We start from the raw sequence: 14,973 nt of genomic DNA, 5'->3' as shown, positions 1-14,973 counted from the left end.
TCCAGGAAATCCAACTGTTATTGGCAGGCGGTTCCGCAGCAAACAAAAAGAAACAACAACACAAATTACTTATTTAAAGCACATAAGTGCATAAAAAATTATGATTACATTAAAAAACACGCGACTACTTGTCGCCACATTATTCGCATTATTTGTAGGAGCTTTTTTCGTCGTTAAAGCAATGAACAAAAAAGAAGCCCCAACTGCCAAGAAGCTGGTAGAATATGTTTATTTTCAATTTGATAGCTCCGGCCAACCGATGCCGATTGCTGATCCAGATCAAAATAAACATGAGGAAGGCAGTAACCCTTATAATTGTCCAAATCTTTCAGGTCCGATATGTAGTTCAGGCTACGCGGAGTCTGACCTTGAACAAGATACAAACGGAGATTGGGTTCCGAAATCTACAGCTACTCCACACGATATAAGACGTTACTCCAATTAATTTCAGCTTTAGAATTTTCAAGATGGAGCTCCTAGATACGACTGTCTAGGAGCTTTATTTTTATCGTTTATTCTGCGGGGTGCCCGTAGAATATTGTGTTTCTGTCGGGATCAGAAATGTGTAGCGGGAACTATTGGGTTTAAGTTCATACCTCTTATCACTAAAATCACGATACATCGTTCTAGCATAGTTAGGATCTTGATTTAACCTTCTTAGATCAGACCAGGTGACGCCCCTTAGCACGAGTTCCCGTCTCCTTTCACTTATAATTTCTGACAGCAGCTGATTGTCCGCTATGTCCAATGCTTTATATTGATCTTTCACAAACCGATTCATGCGCAATCTTTCCAAACTCTGCCGTGCCTGTACATAGCCCCCTTCTCTCGCACTACATTCTGCATCGATCAACAGATTTTCCGCGGTAGTCAAACCACCGAATAGTCCATTCCCAGCACTATAGCTTCCAATAAAAGCTCCGTTTGGCGAAAAGTATAATTGCTTTCGGAGATCGCTATCCTGATATAATCCATAAAGATTTTCACTAACGATCCCCTCCCAGTTGACAACGCTGTTGATCATGTTGATGTGAAAAATAACTTCATCATTTAGCACCGGCATCGGATACTCCAATTTCTTATCGACGGCATTAAAGTCCAATATTTTATTATTCAATGCTATTGATCTGCGTGCATTCTCCCCTGCCTTTTCGTACGCTCCCATCACCAGATGTATCTTAGCCAATAAAGCATATGCAGCCGCCTTTGATGGCCTCGTTTTGTATAGCGGGATATTAGGCAATAGTTCCGATGCTTTTTCCGCATCTTCAATGATCATTTTGTACGTTTCCGCTAAGCTAGGTCGTATAAAAGGTAAGCTGATATCACTCGTCAAACGCATGGGAAGTCCCAAATCGGATGCTGCGTTTGAGCCATACGGAACAGCATAGATCTGTGCAAGATGAAAATAGATGTAGGCACGAAAGAAAAGAGCGCTTCCCTCAACATTATCGGCCGCAACTGTATGTTGCGCCCCAATTTTCTTAAGGTTATCCAATACAATATTGCTATACATGACTGTCTTATAGGGCAACATCCAGTTCAGTACTGTCTGTTCGTCGTCCATATATTCAGGTGCCCAAAGATATAAGTCTCTTAATACCTGTTGAAATCTGTTCACCCGGTCATCGGGAAAATAAAAATCATCGGTCGAAGATTCTCCGAGAACGGGCAGCGGTGCGCCGCCACTTACCGTTGCCCCATTCATCACCACGGTATTATCCATTAATGCCTGCATATCTTCGATTGTTTCAGGAACAACAAGCCCGTTATTATTGATTTCTTCAAAGAAACCTTTGCTACAGCTCGCTAATGCTAAAAGCAAAAAGATCAATAGGATCTTGAAGTTAATAGGATATTTTTTCATCGTTCTTTAATTAAGTTAAAAAGTTAGATTTAGTCCCAGCGTAAAGCTTTTTTGAGGTCTGATTGCATTCTCATAAAAGGGATCCAAGCCTCTCGAATTGGCTAGCCATAGGTATCCCAGGTTAGAAACATAGCCTTTCAACACTAGCGACTTTATGCCATACCTTTTCAGGAGTTCAGGTCGTACGGTGTAGTCTAGATAAACATCATGCAATGCGATATAATCTGCTTTCTCCGCCAAAGCTGAGCTACCGATATAAAAAGATGTTGCATTTCCATTGAATGGATATACCAATACGGGTACATCCGTCCGTTTTTCATCACCAGGTTGCTGCCACCGATCGGCATAGTCAGCATGCCCCGCCCAACTTGTTGCCATAATACCATAAGATATACTAGAGCGTTTGAAATAACTTCCAAACCGATAGTCAAGATTAAAAGTCAGCGACAGATCACCGTACCGCAATGTATTCGTCAATGCACCAAATACCGTCGCTTTTGCTGGTCCATGATAGGCTAATGTCCCGACAGGTGCATTCATTATTTTGCTATACTCGTTAGAAATTTCTCCGTCAAGATACCCCCTTGGCATTCCATTTTCAGGATCTAACCCTGCCCATTGATAACCGAACACCGTATATACCGGATACCCGATCAATGGCGTTACGGCGTTATTGGAGTTGATGTAACTCTGCGCAGTTGTAGACTGACTATAATATTCTTTCACTTTGGAGTGGTTGACGCTAAAGACAATTGTACTTTCCCAACCAAATTTCGGTTGACGGATATTGACCGTATTTAAGGTCAAGTCCACGCCATTACCGGTAGTAGTGGCAACATTCCCAAGAAAGACACTTTTGCCCGACAGGTTTCCCAGCCCTGTGGTGGGGTCGATATCGCTATTGCTCAAAAGATCGGTATTCCGTTTTGCATAATACTCGAGCGATCCCGAAAGTCGATTTTTAAAAAATCCAAAGTCCAGTCCAAAATTAAGCAGTCTATTTTTTTCCCAACGAAGTGATTCATTGGGCGGATTCTGCACATCGGCCCTTGGGGCATTGGTGAGGTAAGCATTCGAAAGCGTAATGGTTGTAATTCCAACCGCATCGCCAACATTCCCACTATAGCCGAACGTGGATCTTAAGCTCAATTTATTTACCCAATCCGTTTTGAACCAGTCCTCTTGATGAATATGCCATAAACCACCCACTGACCATAACGGTACCTTTCGATTATTCGTCTTAACACCAAATAAGTTGGATTGATCGACACGAGCACTACCAGAAAGGCTATACCTCCCTTTATAAGTATATGCTAGATTGCCAAAATACGAGAAGAATCGAGACGTCGTGGAGGTCATACTGACACCATAAGGAATATTGCCACTCCCGCTAGCATCATAATATTTATAACGCGTCACATAATCCACAGGTACACTTACTAGACCTCGCTCCGCATAGCCATAGGCGATATTACTATGGTCGACAATCTTATTCTCCCGCACTTCCATACCCAGCATGGCGTCTAGATGATGGTTTGTATCAAAACTACGCTCAAAGTTAGCCTGTATGCGCCCTTGCTGGCTCCTTTGCTCGTCTGCCTCGGTCTGCAAAATATCGCCTACAGGAACTGGGAATGAGACCACGCCTGTTGCACTGACCTGCGCAAAGCGGTTGATCAAATTGCGTACATCGTATGAATTTCGATCCCGTAGCGTCCGCTGATCACCGACCTGTTTTTGATACTGGTAGTTGGCAACAAGAGACACTCCCTCGATGGGACGGTACAGCAGCGAAGGATTAAATAAATACTCCGTAGACTTATTTGTAGCATTGCTTGTATTATGATAAATCTCATCCAAAGGTGTGAACGTCCAATCCAAGAGCCCTTTCTCCATCGCACTTTTCTTAAATGTATCGCGAAGACCATTGGGTAATGACAAGTAAGCACCATCCTCAGCGGCCAACTCGGCATAGGGATATAAAAATTTACCCGATCCCAGCGAGAAACTTGTTAAGTCATTTAATGTCGATGGATATAAATTGGTTAGGGTCTTCTGGCTAAACACAATATTACTCGTCAATTCCAACTTTTTACCCAATTGGTAGCTCGTATTAGAACGAATGGAAAAGCGATTGTTGGAATTCTTCACCTTATCCTCCTTATTATGGTCATAATTGGCCGAAAGGAAATAGCGGAGTACATTATTGCCACCCTTAATATTTATACCATATTGCTGAACCAATTTATTGGTATAAAGATACCTTTCGACATCATCACGCACGTCTATTTTCCTTAACTTATCTATCCGGGAGGATGCAGTCTGGGCATCAATCAGTCCATTCCGTAGGAGAACCAGTGTTTCAACAACAGGCGTCTGTGCGACTGGATATGGCCGAGTCAATTGACTATCGTAGTATCCTTTGTTGAACAGCATCGTTTCAAAATCAATAAAATCTGAGCTTGATATGCGTTTTAACCGAGAAAGGTCTGGCTTTGGTGTATAGGCTAAAGAGCTATTGAAACTGACTGTAGGACGATCATTTGCTTTCCCTGATTTGGTTCGAATGACCACAACACCATTCCCAGCCCTAGCCCCCCATATCGAAGATGCCGCAGCATCTTTCAACACTGTAATGCTCTCAATATCATTCGAATTGATCAGGGTAATATCGCCATCATAAGCCATATTATCCAATATATACAAGGGCTGATCGTTGGAAAAGATCGTATTACGCCCACGTATATTCATTTTCGGCGTCACGTTTGAAGAGACATTGGGTACATCGAAACGTATCGATGCCACACGACCGTTCAGCTGTTCCAGTACGTTCTGATGGATCCTGCGATCGATCTGACTTCGCCCCACAAGTTCAAATGAGCCTGTCACCCGTTCACGCGGTTTGATCTGGTAGCCTGTAGAAACAGTCGCTTCTTCAAGCCTTAGTTCCTTTGGTGCTAATTCAACAGTGAGGTACTTTCCAACACCATTGTCGTTGATGGCTTTTGTTTCATACCCCAGTATACTAAAAACAACAGCTTTTTTAGGAGCAGATTGGTATTGGATCTGAAATTCCCCTTTTTGATCAGTCGTAGCATTCCGACCGGTAGCGATATCGCGAATGGATACAGCTGCTATTCCCTTTTTTGTAAGGCTGTCGATCACCTTCCCTTTAAAAATATAGACATTTTGCTGCCCTTGCACAAATGCAAGCGGTAAGATCAAAAAGGTAAAAAGCAAAATCAGGTTTATAATCGGTTTTAAAATTTTCATAGTTTTCTGATAATTAGTTGTTTCACCCTATTCATTTCGATGGTTGCAGTGATACCATACCTTTTAAGCCAGCGGTTCATTTCTTTGAGCGATTTAAACTGCCATTCTTTTTTTTTCATCAAAAAGAACATTTGTCTTTGCAGGCATCGCATAGATACCTCTTTCGCGATCCATATTGATGGAATAGATCAATCCCCGAAGTGACATCCGTTGCTTGTCCAGTACCACAGGGTGATTAAATGCCAGATCTTGGGTCGCATTTTTCCTGGCATCTGTTGTCTCACCAAATACAAGTGTCGGTATATCGCGAATGGCGGTATCTGCAGTCCAGCCGAAATAAGACTCTAAGTCAGACTTTACTTTGGCACGAAGCCTGCCCTCTGCATCGGCAGGAAAAATCAATTCATAGGTAAGCACCGAATCCATTAATTTTTGTTGATCAGAAGGATAGATAATCTGGTTATTGGCATACATCGCTGCTTCCGGATAAACAGCCACCCAACTATTCATAAAAACATTATTTACCATCTTTAGGATAATCCGGTTTCTCAAACTATCGTGGGACAATAAGTACATGGAAGGTATCCCATCTAATAATCCAGAAAAGATGGATCTACTTTTAAAGTTGTTCTCAGGGCCATTAAGATCATTGACAAATAATGGATACCTTGGGTTAAAATTGAGGTCGTCATATTTCATTTTTATCAGCACATCGCGACCATGTAGCATATCATTTAAATTTTTCCTATTGATATATTCCGGAAAAGTGATTGCTTTTACCTTATTATCAGCTATGATAACGACATGAGGTAGAATCTCTCTAGGGAAATATGCGCCAATTGCAGTCGTATCATTGTCTCCCAGCACATTCGTAGATTTTAAGACGATCTCTTTATCGTGCATCCAGGGAATTACCTTTTTCGAAGGATCGTTACTTACTGGCACGATGGATAGCCTACCATTGAATTCGGCATTCAAAGAATCCACTTTTGGAAACAGTTTGATACAGCTTTTGCACCATGTATTCCAAAAGTCTAGGATTAATAATTTCTGATTTCTATAGTCTGCTAATGTACCAGTTGCATTTTGCGCTGTAGGTTTAATAATTTCGAGCGGCATATTCCACAGCTCCTCAGGTATGGTATCTCCTATCTTGAGCGGGATAATTTTAGCCAACCCTTCCGCCCCGCTGTCCTTGCGGGGCGTCTGAGCTGATAAACTAAACATATGAAAACTGAACATCATAAGGAACAGGATTAGAATTGTCCTTATGGTAAACATTCCCTTTACGCTCTTTGGCACCGGCACAGGGGTACATGCCGACATTATCTGCCTCAAGCTATATACTATACAATTAAAGAGGTACTTTTTATCCCATGCGTATTGCATTTTTTTTTAAATTATTATTTTCGGCATCCTTAATAGATGCCTGATATGCTACCTTATCCAATAAGGCAGCCATCAGATTTGATCTGTATTTCATCTGCTTATTGTTAAGGTTAATCTGCTATTCTTCCAAAAAACTCATGAATCCTTTTCGTGATCGAGAGTTCTTGCCTACTGATCTGGGTGGTCTCCGCATCGGATATATCGATGTTATCGATTGAAACGGGATTGGTATGCGCCATAAAATAGGCGACTAATAAACGAAACAGGTCAGCTGAAAAAACCTTTTTATGGCTGACTACATAGATTTCGTTCATATAGTTCGTATCCGTGTGATTTTTTAATAACAGATTGATTGTATTCTGAATACTTATGAGGTTATACTTTTCCCAGAAGTCAATTATTTTTTGGATAGGATCATATCCCTTATCATGGATTTCATAAAGTGCAAGTTCTAAAGCCAGCACATTTGAATATTTTTGGTTCATTTTATAGGTTCAATAAAGATGACTTGAGCCTTACCCGATGAATTGAAACGGGCATAGCTTCCCCAATTGCGATTTTATCGCATTAAAAAGGGTTGTCATTCGCAGGATTTTTTTTTTAATACTGCTTGTCCAACAAGAAAAAATTAACAGATCCGCAAAGCGCCCACAAATTGGTTACAAGTCATCTATAGGGGTTATTATGGCGCTTCCTCTCGGAAAGAAATAAAAACCCGACCTATTTAGTATAGAATAACAATACAAAATTATAGTATTTAATTTTGTTGTTTAGGAATAAAAGTGCTACATTTAAGGTGTTAGAAGTCTCGCAAGAGCAATTTTATTAATTACACAAAATTAAGGGTGTAGTGTATTGAATACAGATCGGGAAAACCTAGTCTAAGGGCCTTTCTAGTTTACACCTTTTCGGCACAAGCTATTAAGCGGATGCCGCTATCCCCTATTTTGGTTTTATATTTTTTAACTGATTATTCTGGCGCCCGGATAATCTTACTAATGAGAATTAAATTGGAAAACCGAATACTTACGTCCTTGAGGTAAGCCTGGCATTTTTGACGGTGTTTAAATCGTTTTGTCATAATGTTAGTAGTTATTTATTAAAACGATTACACTCGGAGAAGTTCAGGAAAGCAAAATTGGATTAAAACCAAAAGAGCGATACCCAAAGCTTCTGAACTGGCACCGTCAAGAGCCGCCATAACCGAGATTATGGGTCCACAAAAGACTTACATGAGCATCGCTCTATTGAACTAAATATATACAAAGATAATAAAATCCAATAGAAAGCGAGCTCACGATCTACTCATGTGGAATTTGACGGTTTCGTTCACGAGTGACAATCGTAAGAGAAGCTCAATTGCCTCTCAATTATGTCGCTATAATAACTATCACAAATATAAGGAATATATACGATAAATGGAAATATTTAAACCAAATATCGTATAAAAATAAGAATAATTATGAACACACCATTAGGGGCCTATTTAGATGAGCTTAAAATAAATAAATCAAGATTGTCAAGCATTACTGGAATTACTACAGATAGGATCAATGCCTTGAGTCATGAAGCTACGGCAATACCTTATACAGATGAAGTATTTCCAATAGTTTATGTTGCCAATTACCTTTCTGGCATACCCGAAGATGAATTCAATTCAACAATAGATCGAATATATCCAAGAAAAACAAAAAATCGTCTAATTAACAAACTAAAGGGCCTATCTCCTGCTGCTCAGCTTTTTGGAAATTATACTTTCCAGAGAAAAGATGTTGAAATCGAGACGAATATACCCGCAGGGAAAATTTCTAAGTATATGAATGACAACAATAAGAAGGCCCCAATTGAAGAAGTTCTAAACTTTGTTGATAATCTAGGATTAGACCTCTTAGTAACTCTAAAGAAGTTTTATGGAGTAATTGACTTCAGATCAAAGATCTAAAAGAATTTGAGGAAAAACAAAATAGAGGATAAAATGACAAAGAAAATATCTGACGTAAGTATTAGACAAATTGCTTTCGGAAATAGAAAAATAGAGGGATTTTCAAGTGGTATTTGGGAAACCGACGAAATACTAGTTGGAGATAATGAAATCGACAACTTTTGTTATGTCCTTTTATTCCCTTCAGATAAAGACGTTTATTCTTCTGGTTGCGCGGTACCTGAATTTCAACTTTGTTTTGCTTTTACCGGGCAGTTATATCAATGGAAATTTAAGAAAAAAACTTTTGTCCATTATTTGATAATGGACAAAAGCATTATTGATAACATACCATTTCTGTCTTCTTCCGCCATTAATCTTTTGAAACAATTTCCAGTTATAAAGCTAACCAACGATGAATTCGATATAGTGCAATATGAATTAAATAAAATTCACCAAGAAATGAATAGACCTGATATGCTTAAAGGAATCATTTATACACGTGTATCGACCATTTTCGCTGAGACATGCAGTTTTATCCAGAATAGGTATGATACCGAATGAAATTGGGCCAAAATTGAAAAGTCAAATGAAAAAAAAAGCGTAATCCTGGATGGCAGCGAGATGAGCTAATACTCGCTTTGGATCTATATTTTCAGATTTAGAATAGAAAAGCGCATACGGAAAAAGTGTAAACACCTACTAGCAAATAAATGGGAAACCAACTACCAAAACTTATGAGCGCATCCGTCTTAAATGAAAGAACGGAAAAGATTTTCAAATATGTCGAGGCCTATAATCAGATGGATGCGAAAAATATGATAGCAGATTTTTCTGATGATATTATTTTCAAGAATGTTATGAATGGTGAGAAAACGATGGAATTGCAAGGTGTTGAAGAATTTAAAAAACAGGCTATTGAGGCGCTCTCCTATTTCAGCGAGAGAGAACAAGTCATTGAGTCAATAACTCATAATTATAGTACTACCGATATCTCAATTACCTACAGAGCGATCGCGGCGATGGATTTTCCAAATGGATTGAAAAAAGGTAAAGAGATAAGCTTGAATGGGGAGTCGATCTTTGAGTTTTCTGACGATGGTAAGATAATTAGGTTAACGGATATAATCTAAAAAAGTACAAATATGAAAAAAGCGATAGACTGGGTAAAAGAAGCATTTGAAGGTCAAAGGATTGAGTCCATTTACCTTTACAATACAAGTCAGGGTGTTTGTATCGGCGGCATTGAGGTAGAAAGCGGTGATCTACTTTTGTTCAATAAGAATAAAAGCCCTGTTAAAATAGCTTATAAGCCTGCAAGTTGGCAAGAGAGCGATGACATTCTGGAATTGTTATCAAAAATGGAATTGGGGGAGAAAAAAACAATTGTTTTAAAGCATATAGATCCTTTCAAGCTAATAGAAATGGCAATTCCTTACGCAGCTGGATTGAGACATAACGATCCTTACAATGTTGTAAAAATCGATGGTAACACCTGTACTATAGATTTTACCTAGTAATAATTTTTTACAATTCTAAACCACTAAACTTATAAATTATGTTCTCATTCGGATTATTCATGTACCTTATTTACGGAGGATTTATTGCAATCTGTCTTTACGGACTGTACCTGGTTCTTTCAAGTCTTCTTGATAGATATCTCGTCGCCAAACGAGATCACACCGCGGCTTTACGCGAGCAAAATGATATTTTAAGAGTTATTATAAAATCTCTTAAGCCTAGCGACGACAATACTCCTCCCACTACTATTTAAGTTTATTTAATATTTAATGAATTACGTTGTCATCACTGAAAATGACGTTTCCCAATGGAAGGATAATACAGGAAGAGAGTATCACTTCCCAAAACGTTATTTAAAATATTTAACAAAAGGAGCTGTTATCGTTTACTATAAAGGTCGAATGAAGGATTCCTCATTCGCTTCAAAGCGAATGACTCGTGATCCTCATTATTTTGGAATTGCAGAGATTGGAGAAATTAAGCAGGATAATGATTCTAAGAAAAATGATTATTATGCTGAAATTATAAATTTTAAGCCTTTCTCCTATCCTGTACTTGCTAAACAACATGGTCAATTTATTGAGAAAATTCCTAGTTCAAGACTTAAAAATTATTGGCGCGATGGCGTTCGCCCGGTCAATGAAGAAACATTCAATAGCATAATCGTTCTATCAGATCTAAATAATTTCAACGCAACTAATGATAGTGAGCAAGAGATCTCTGAATCTTATACCAACTCAGAAGGCAAACTTAAATTGGTTTACTCTACAAAATATGAAAGAGACATTAAGCTTCGTGAAAAAGCCATAGAAATACATGGATTAAATTGCATGGGCTGCGGCTTTAATTTCGAGAAAGCTTATGGCGAATGGGGAGCCGGTTTTATACATGTACATCACACCAAGCCATTATCTAATGGTGAAGGTGAACGCGTGGTTAATCCCCTAACGGATATGATCGTACTTTGTCCCAACTGCCACTCCATGGTTCACAGACGACGAAATAAGACATTGAGTTTGGATGAATTACTACAATTATTAAAGACTAAAACTATCAAATAGTTGATCATGGCTATAACTAAAGTTGTTTGCGGAATTATATTTAAAGATGATCTCGTTCTGATTTGTCGACGGAAACCAGAAAAGTCTTTAGGTGGCTATTGGGAATTTCCTGGAGGCAAGGTTGAAGATGGTGAATCTTATGAAGAATCTTTGCTTCGTGAACTGATTGAAGAACTCAACTTGAAGGTCGAAATCAAACAGTACTTTTTCGATACTGTACATCATTACGATAACGGTGCTATCGAATTAATTTCTTTCATCTGCGAGACTGAAAGTATAGCAACTGAGTCCACTGATCATGACCAACTTGAATGGGTGAAAATTAATGACCTATTGAAATGGAAGCTTGCTCCGGCAGATATTCCAATTGCAAATGCTTTGAATAAAAACTTCTACAATCTTTAGGAGGAAAGAATAAAATTATAACATTCAAAAAATAAGGAATTTAGAAACATCTTCCAAAAAGCAAGTGGGCCTAGAAGATATTGGCTATTATTACCTTTGGATCAACAGTTTATTATCGTATATTTCCTCAATTAATAGCCTTAAATTAACACATGAATATGCAGATGATTTTTGTAATTATAGTCCTAGCTTTTTTTTGCATATACGGTTACTTACTATATATAAAAAAGAAAGAAACAGCCAAGATTAATGAACAAAAAATAGTAGCTGAAAAACAAAGATTACAAAAATTACAAAGAGAATATGATGAGCATTTAGCGTTGTACGCAAATCAAATCAACATTTTAGTTTACAACACTTTAACCTTCAAAAAAAAGTACTGTTCATTTACTGATTTATTGAATAAATTCGATGAGATAAAATCGACCGTTCCAATCGTATCTATACCTAAACACTATGTTCAAAACAATGATCTTCATATTGCATATAAAAAGATACTTGAATTTTTAAAAGAAGGAGAAAGTTTACGTAATACTCATAATACTACATTTATTGAAGAAGAAAGGTTAAGATGTCAAAACTATTTTAATGAACTTCTTTCAAATCCACTAGATGTACAACAAATTGATGCTATACTACATGATGACGATAATATCCTTGTAATAGCTGGCGCCGGATGTGGAAAAACAACGACCGTACAAGGAAAAGTAAATTATTTGCTGAATAACAATCTTACCTCTTCAAATCAAATATTGCTTTTGTCCTTTGCAAAAAAAAGTGCAGATGATTTAAAGGAAAAGTTAGGTTATCTAGGTGTAGAATGCAGAACGTTTCATTCTCTTGCATACCAAATTATAAAAGAAAATGACCGACCTGTGGATATAATGTCCCCTGACGAATCTGAACAACTAATAGTGGATATTCATCATCGATTAACAGCTGAAAATGATTATTTATCATCTTTCAATGATTTTGTAATCAATGATTTAAGACAGATTAAAAATGAAAATGAATTTGAAAGTTATAAAGACTACATGAATTATCTAAAAGATAGCGAATTCCAATCAATCAAGGGCATGCTATCCCAGAAAAGGTTCAGTAAAAATAGCACAAAAAAAACCTTAAATAATGAATATGTAAAAAGCGCTGAAGAATGCTTCATAGCTAATTTCTTATTTCTTAATGGTGTGGAATATAGTTATGAGAGCCCCTACATTTATCAAGAGGAGATCGACGCTGATGTGAATTATGACAAACATAAAAAGCGATACAGACCAGATTTCGCTATTTTTATGAACGGCTATAATGAAACACTGATATCATCATGTTTGAATCCTAACGAAAATATAATCTACCTGGAACATTATGGCATAGATGAAAAAGGAAATACGCCGCAGTTTTTTCAGTCCAAAGATGGAATGTCTTCCAGAGACTATTATAAAAATATTATGGAATGGAAGGATGAAATTCACAATTTATACAATACAAATCTCATAAAATCATATAGTTATGAATTTAAGAACAATTCTATAGAAGAAAATCTAATAAATAACCTTATATCATATGGAATAAAACTAAAACCCAAATCTAATGTAGAAGTCTATGAAATTATACAGGAAGCTTATGGAAAAGAAATTGATGCAGTCATTACTCTAATAAAGACTTTTATTGGATTATATAAATCTAACAACAAATCTTTTGAGGAAATAATATCGAGTAATATCGAGATGTTTAGCTATGACTATAGCTTAATTAAAAGAAACGAAAAGTTGCTTGATATCATTCAAAAAATATTCATTTCCTATCAACAAGAATTAGAACGTAAAAAGAAAATAGATTTTAATGATTTAATCAATTACGCTAAAAAAAAGGTTGAAAATAATTCATTTATTCACCAATACCAATATATCATTGTTGATGAGTTCCAGGATATTTCTATAAATAGATATGAACTATTAAATTCTTTAAAAAAACAAAAGTATTGCAAATTGTTTGCTGTAGGTGATGACTGGCAGTCAATTTACAGATTTACAGGTAGCGACTTAACCTTATTTAGTCGCTTTGAAAATTTCTTTGGACATACAGTTACAAAAAGAATTGAAACTACTTATCGTTTTGCTGACCCATTGATCAGTATTTCTTCTCAATTTGTTTTGAAAAACCCTAATCAGAGAGCAAAGAAACTTCGAGCTGGTAGATCAATCAAAACGGATGTAAGATTCGATTATAATAAAAGTGAAGGACAACCAATTAACTTGAATATCTTAAATATCTTAAAAGAGCTATACATTGAATATGGTAAAGATTTAACATCTAAATCTATTACGATCCTAGGTAGATATAATTTCGATATTAACCAGATAGAAGAAAGTAAAGAGATTTTTATAGCTAAAGAAAAAGGAAAGCTACATATTAAAACATTACTCATTGATTCGGAGATAGATATAGAAGGTCACATTATTAGAGATAATAAGTTGTTGTTTGATAGAGATATAAATTACCTAACCGTTCACAAGGCTAAAGGTTTAGAAAGTGATATAGTAATTTTAATCAATTGTGAAACTGGGAAATTCGGTTTCCCAGCAGAATTAAGTGACGATAAAATACTTAATCTATTACTTAGCGGTGATGATAATTATCCTAATGGCGAAGAACGTCGCGCGTTCTATGTGGCGCTTACTAGAGCAAAAGAAAAGTTCTATTTTTTAGCTGATAAGAATAGGCAATCTAAGTTTGTACGTGAAATATATAATGAGCACGTTGATTATCAGATGGAAACTTTGCTATGCAAGAAATGCGATGGTGAATTACAGTTCATCAAAAATATTTCGAACAAGTTCGGCATATCACAAATGTTTGGTTGTAGAAACTATAAATATGGGTGTGACTATACATGCTTTTTAAAAGACACAAGTTCCGAATCAACACCGGAAAAGGGCAATAATCAGCAACGATATTCAATGAGTGTATTAGGAATTTAACTGAGACTGAGCTCAATGGAATTGCGCCCCCCGGGCTGTCCAACAACGATTGCGGCAGTAGCTGGCGGGTAATTGATCTGTGTTTTAGGGTTAAAAACCTCTTTCCAGTTTAAGCATATCCCCAACTCCAATTGTTATTTTGTACTTGGAATAATAAATAAGCAAAAAAATTATATCGTAAAATACTATCTTGACATGACAACCTCCGTTAACCATCAAAATAACAAAATTATCCATTTTTAAATTAATAAAGTATAATTTTGAGAATAGTATTTGCTACTATAAAATATAAATATTATATTAGCGATTTAAGGCGTTCAAAAGTTTTTGGATATATTATTAACCTCTTCTTCAATTTTAATTGGCAAAACGCATTTTCTAAATTATTCAATTTATAAGTTTAGAAATTCATTTTTAAAGTTATTGAGAATATCTAATCTTGGAAATTATAATATCTTATGATAATTTATAAAATAGCAAATTTAAGATATGCCTCGTAACTCAAAAAATTGAAAGTGTATTATATTTATATTTGTTGATATAATAATAGAAATA

At 36.6% G+C, this 14,973-nt stretch carries 12 protein-coding genes; 8 read left to right on the top strand and 4 right to left on the bottom strand.

Annotated elements, in window-relative coordinates:
- Positions 1 to 100: 100 nt before the first annotated feature.
- A complete protein-coding gene (locus BV902_RS13190) occupies positions 101 to 445 on the top strand; it encodes a hypothetical protein (RefSeq protein ID WP_075992341.1) in 345 nt (114 codons plus the stop codon).
- Positions 446 to 505: 60 nt separating this feature from the next.
- Here BV902_RS13190 and BV902_RS13185 read toward each other — a convergent pair whose 3' ends face one another.
- From BV902_RS13185 to BV902_RS13170, 4 genes are all read right to left on the bottom strand, one after another.
- The gene (locus tag BV902_RS13185) at positions 506 to 1,867 is read right to left on the bottom strand and encodes a RagB/SusD family nutrient uptake outer membrane protein (RefSeq protein WP_075992340.1); all 1,362 of its coding nucleotides are present in this window, start codon (positions 1,865 to 1,867) and stop codon (positions 506 to 508) included.
- Between the two features lie 15 nt (positions 1,868 to 1,882).
- Positions 1,883 to 5,140, bottom strand: a complete 3,258-nt coding sequence (locus BV902_RS13180; protein WP_075992339.1) for a SusC/RagA family TonB-linked outer membrane protein — start codon at positions 5,138 to 5,140, stop codon at positions 1,883 to 1,885.
- Between the two features lie 93 nt (positions 5,141 to 5,233).
- Positions 5,234 to 6,385 carry a TlpA family protein disulfide reductase gene (locus tag BV902_RS13175; protein ID WP_172840681.1) on the bottom strand — a complete coding sequence of 384 codons (1,152 nt, stop codon included), beginning with the start codon at positions 6,383 to 6,385 and terminating at the stop codon, positions 5,234 to 5,236.
- A gap of 254 nt (positions 6,386 to 6,639) precedes the next feature.
- Complete coding sequence (locus BV902_RS13170; protein WP_075992337.1) at positions 6,640 to 7,014, bottom strand: hypothetical protein; 375 nt, start codon at positions 7,012 to 7,014, stop codon at positions 6,640 to 6,642.
- Between the two features lie 977 nt (positions 7,015 to 7,991).
- On the opposite strand from BV902_RS13170, the gene BV902_RS13165 reads away from it, so the two are divergent.
- The 7 genes from BV902_RS13165 (at position 7,992) to BV902_RS13130 (ending at position 14,418) form a co-directional block, all read left to right on the top strand.
- A complete protein-coding gene (locus BV902_RS13165) occupies positions 7,992 to 8,471 on the top strand; it encodes a hypothetical protein (protein WP_075992336.1) in 480 nt (159 codons plus the stop codon).
- Between the two features lie 33 nt (positions 8,472 to 8,504).
- A complete protein-coding gene (locus BV902_RS13160; protein ID WP_075992335.1) occupies positions 8,505 to 9,014 on the top strand; it encodes a hypothetical protein in 510 nt (169 codons plus the stop codon).
- Positions 9,015 to 9,187: 173 nt separating this feature from the next.
- Positions 9,188 to 9,583 (top strand): nuclear transport factor 2 family protein, encoded by a 396-nt coding sequence (locus tag BV902_RS13155; protein WP_075992334.1) that lies wholly within the window; start codon positions 9,188 to 9,190, stop codon positions 9,581 to 9,583.
- A gap of 12 nt (positions 9,584 to 9,595) precedes the next feature.
- Positions 9,596 to 9,967 (top strand): hypothetical protein, encoded by a 372-nt coding sequence (locus BV902_RS13150; RefSeq protein ID WP_075992333.1) that lies wholly within the window; start codon positions 9,596 to 9,598, stop codon positions 9,965 to 9,967.
- Between the two features lie 273 nt (positions 9,968 to 10,240).
- On the top strand, positions 10,241 to 11,032 hold the full coding sequence (locus BV902_RS13140; protein ID WP_075992331.1) for an HNH endonuclease: 792 nt from the start codon (positions 10,241 to 10,243) through the stop codon (positions 11,030 to 11,032).
- 6 nt (positions 11,033 to 11,038) lie between these two features.
- On the top strand, positions 11,039 to 11,437 hold the full coding sequence (locus BV902_RS13135; RefSeq protein ID WP_075992330.1) for a (deoxy)nucleoside triphosphate pyrophosphohydrolase: 399 nt from the start codon (positions 11,039 to 11,041) through the stop codon (positions 11,435 to 11,437).
- A 158-nt stretch (positions 11,438 to 11,595) separates the two neighbouring features.
- The gene (locus tag BV902_RS13130) at positions 11,596 to 14,418 is read left to right on the top strand and encodes a UvrD-helicase domain-containing protein (protein WP_172840680.1); all 2,823 of its coding nucleotides are present in this window, start codon (positions 11,596 to 11,598) and stop codon (positions 14,416 to 14,418) included.
- Positions 14,419 to 14,973 lie beyond the last annotated feature (555 nt).

Source organism: Sphingobacterium sp. B29 (assembly GCF_001952815.1).
In the GTDB taxonomy this organism is placed as follows: Bacteria; Bacteroidota; Bacteroidia; order Sphingobacteriales; family Sphingobacteriaceae; genus Sphingobacterium; species Sphingobacterium siyangense.
The sequence above is the reverse complement of the archived record's forward strand: the minus strand, read 5'-3'. Positions and strand labels throughout refer to the sequence as shown.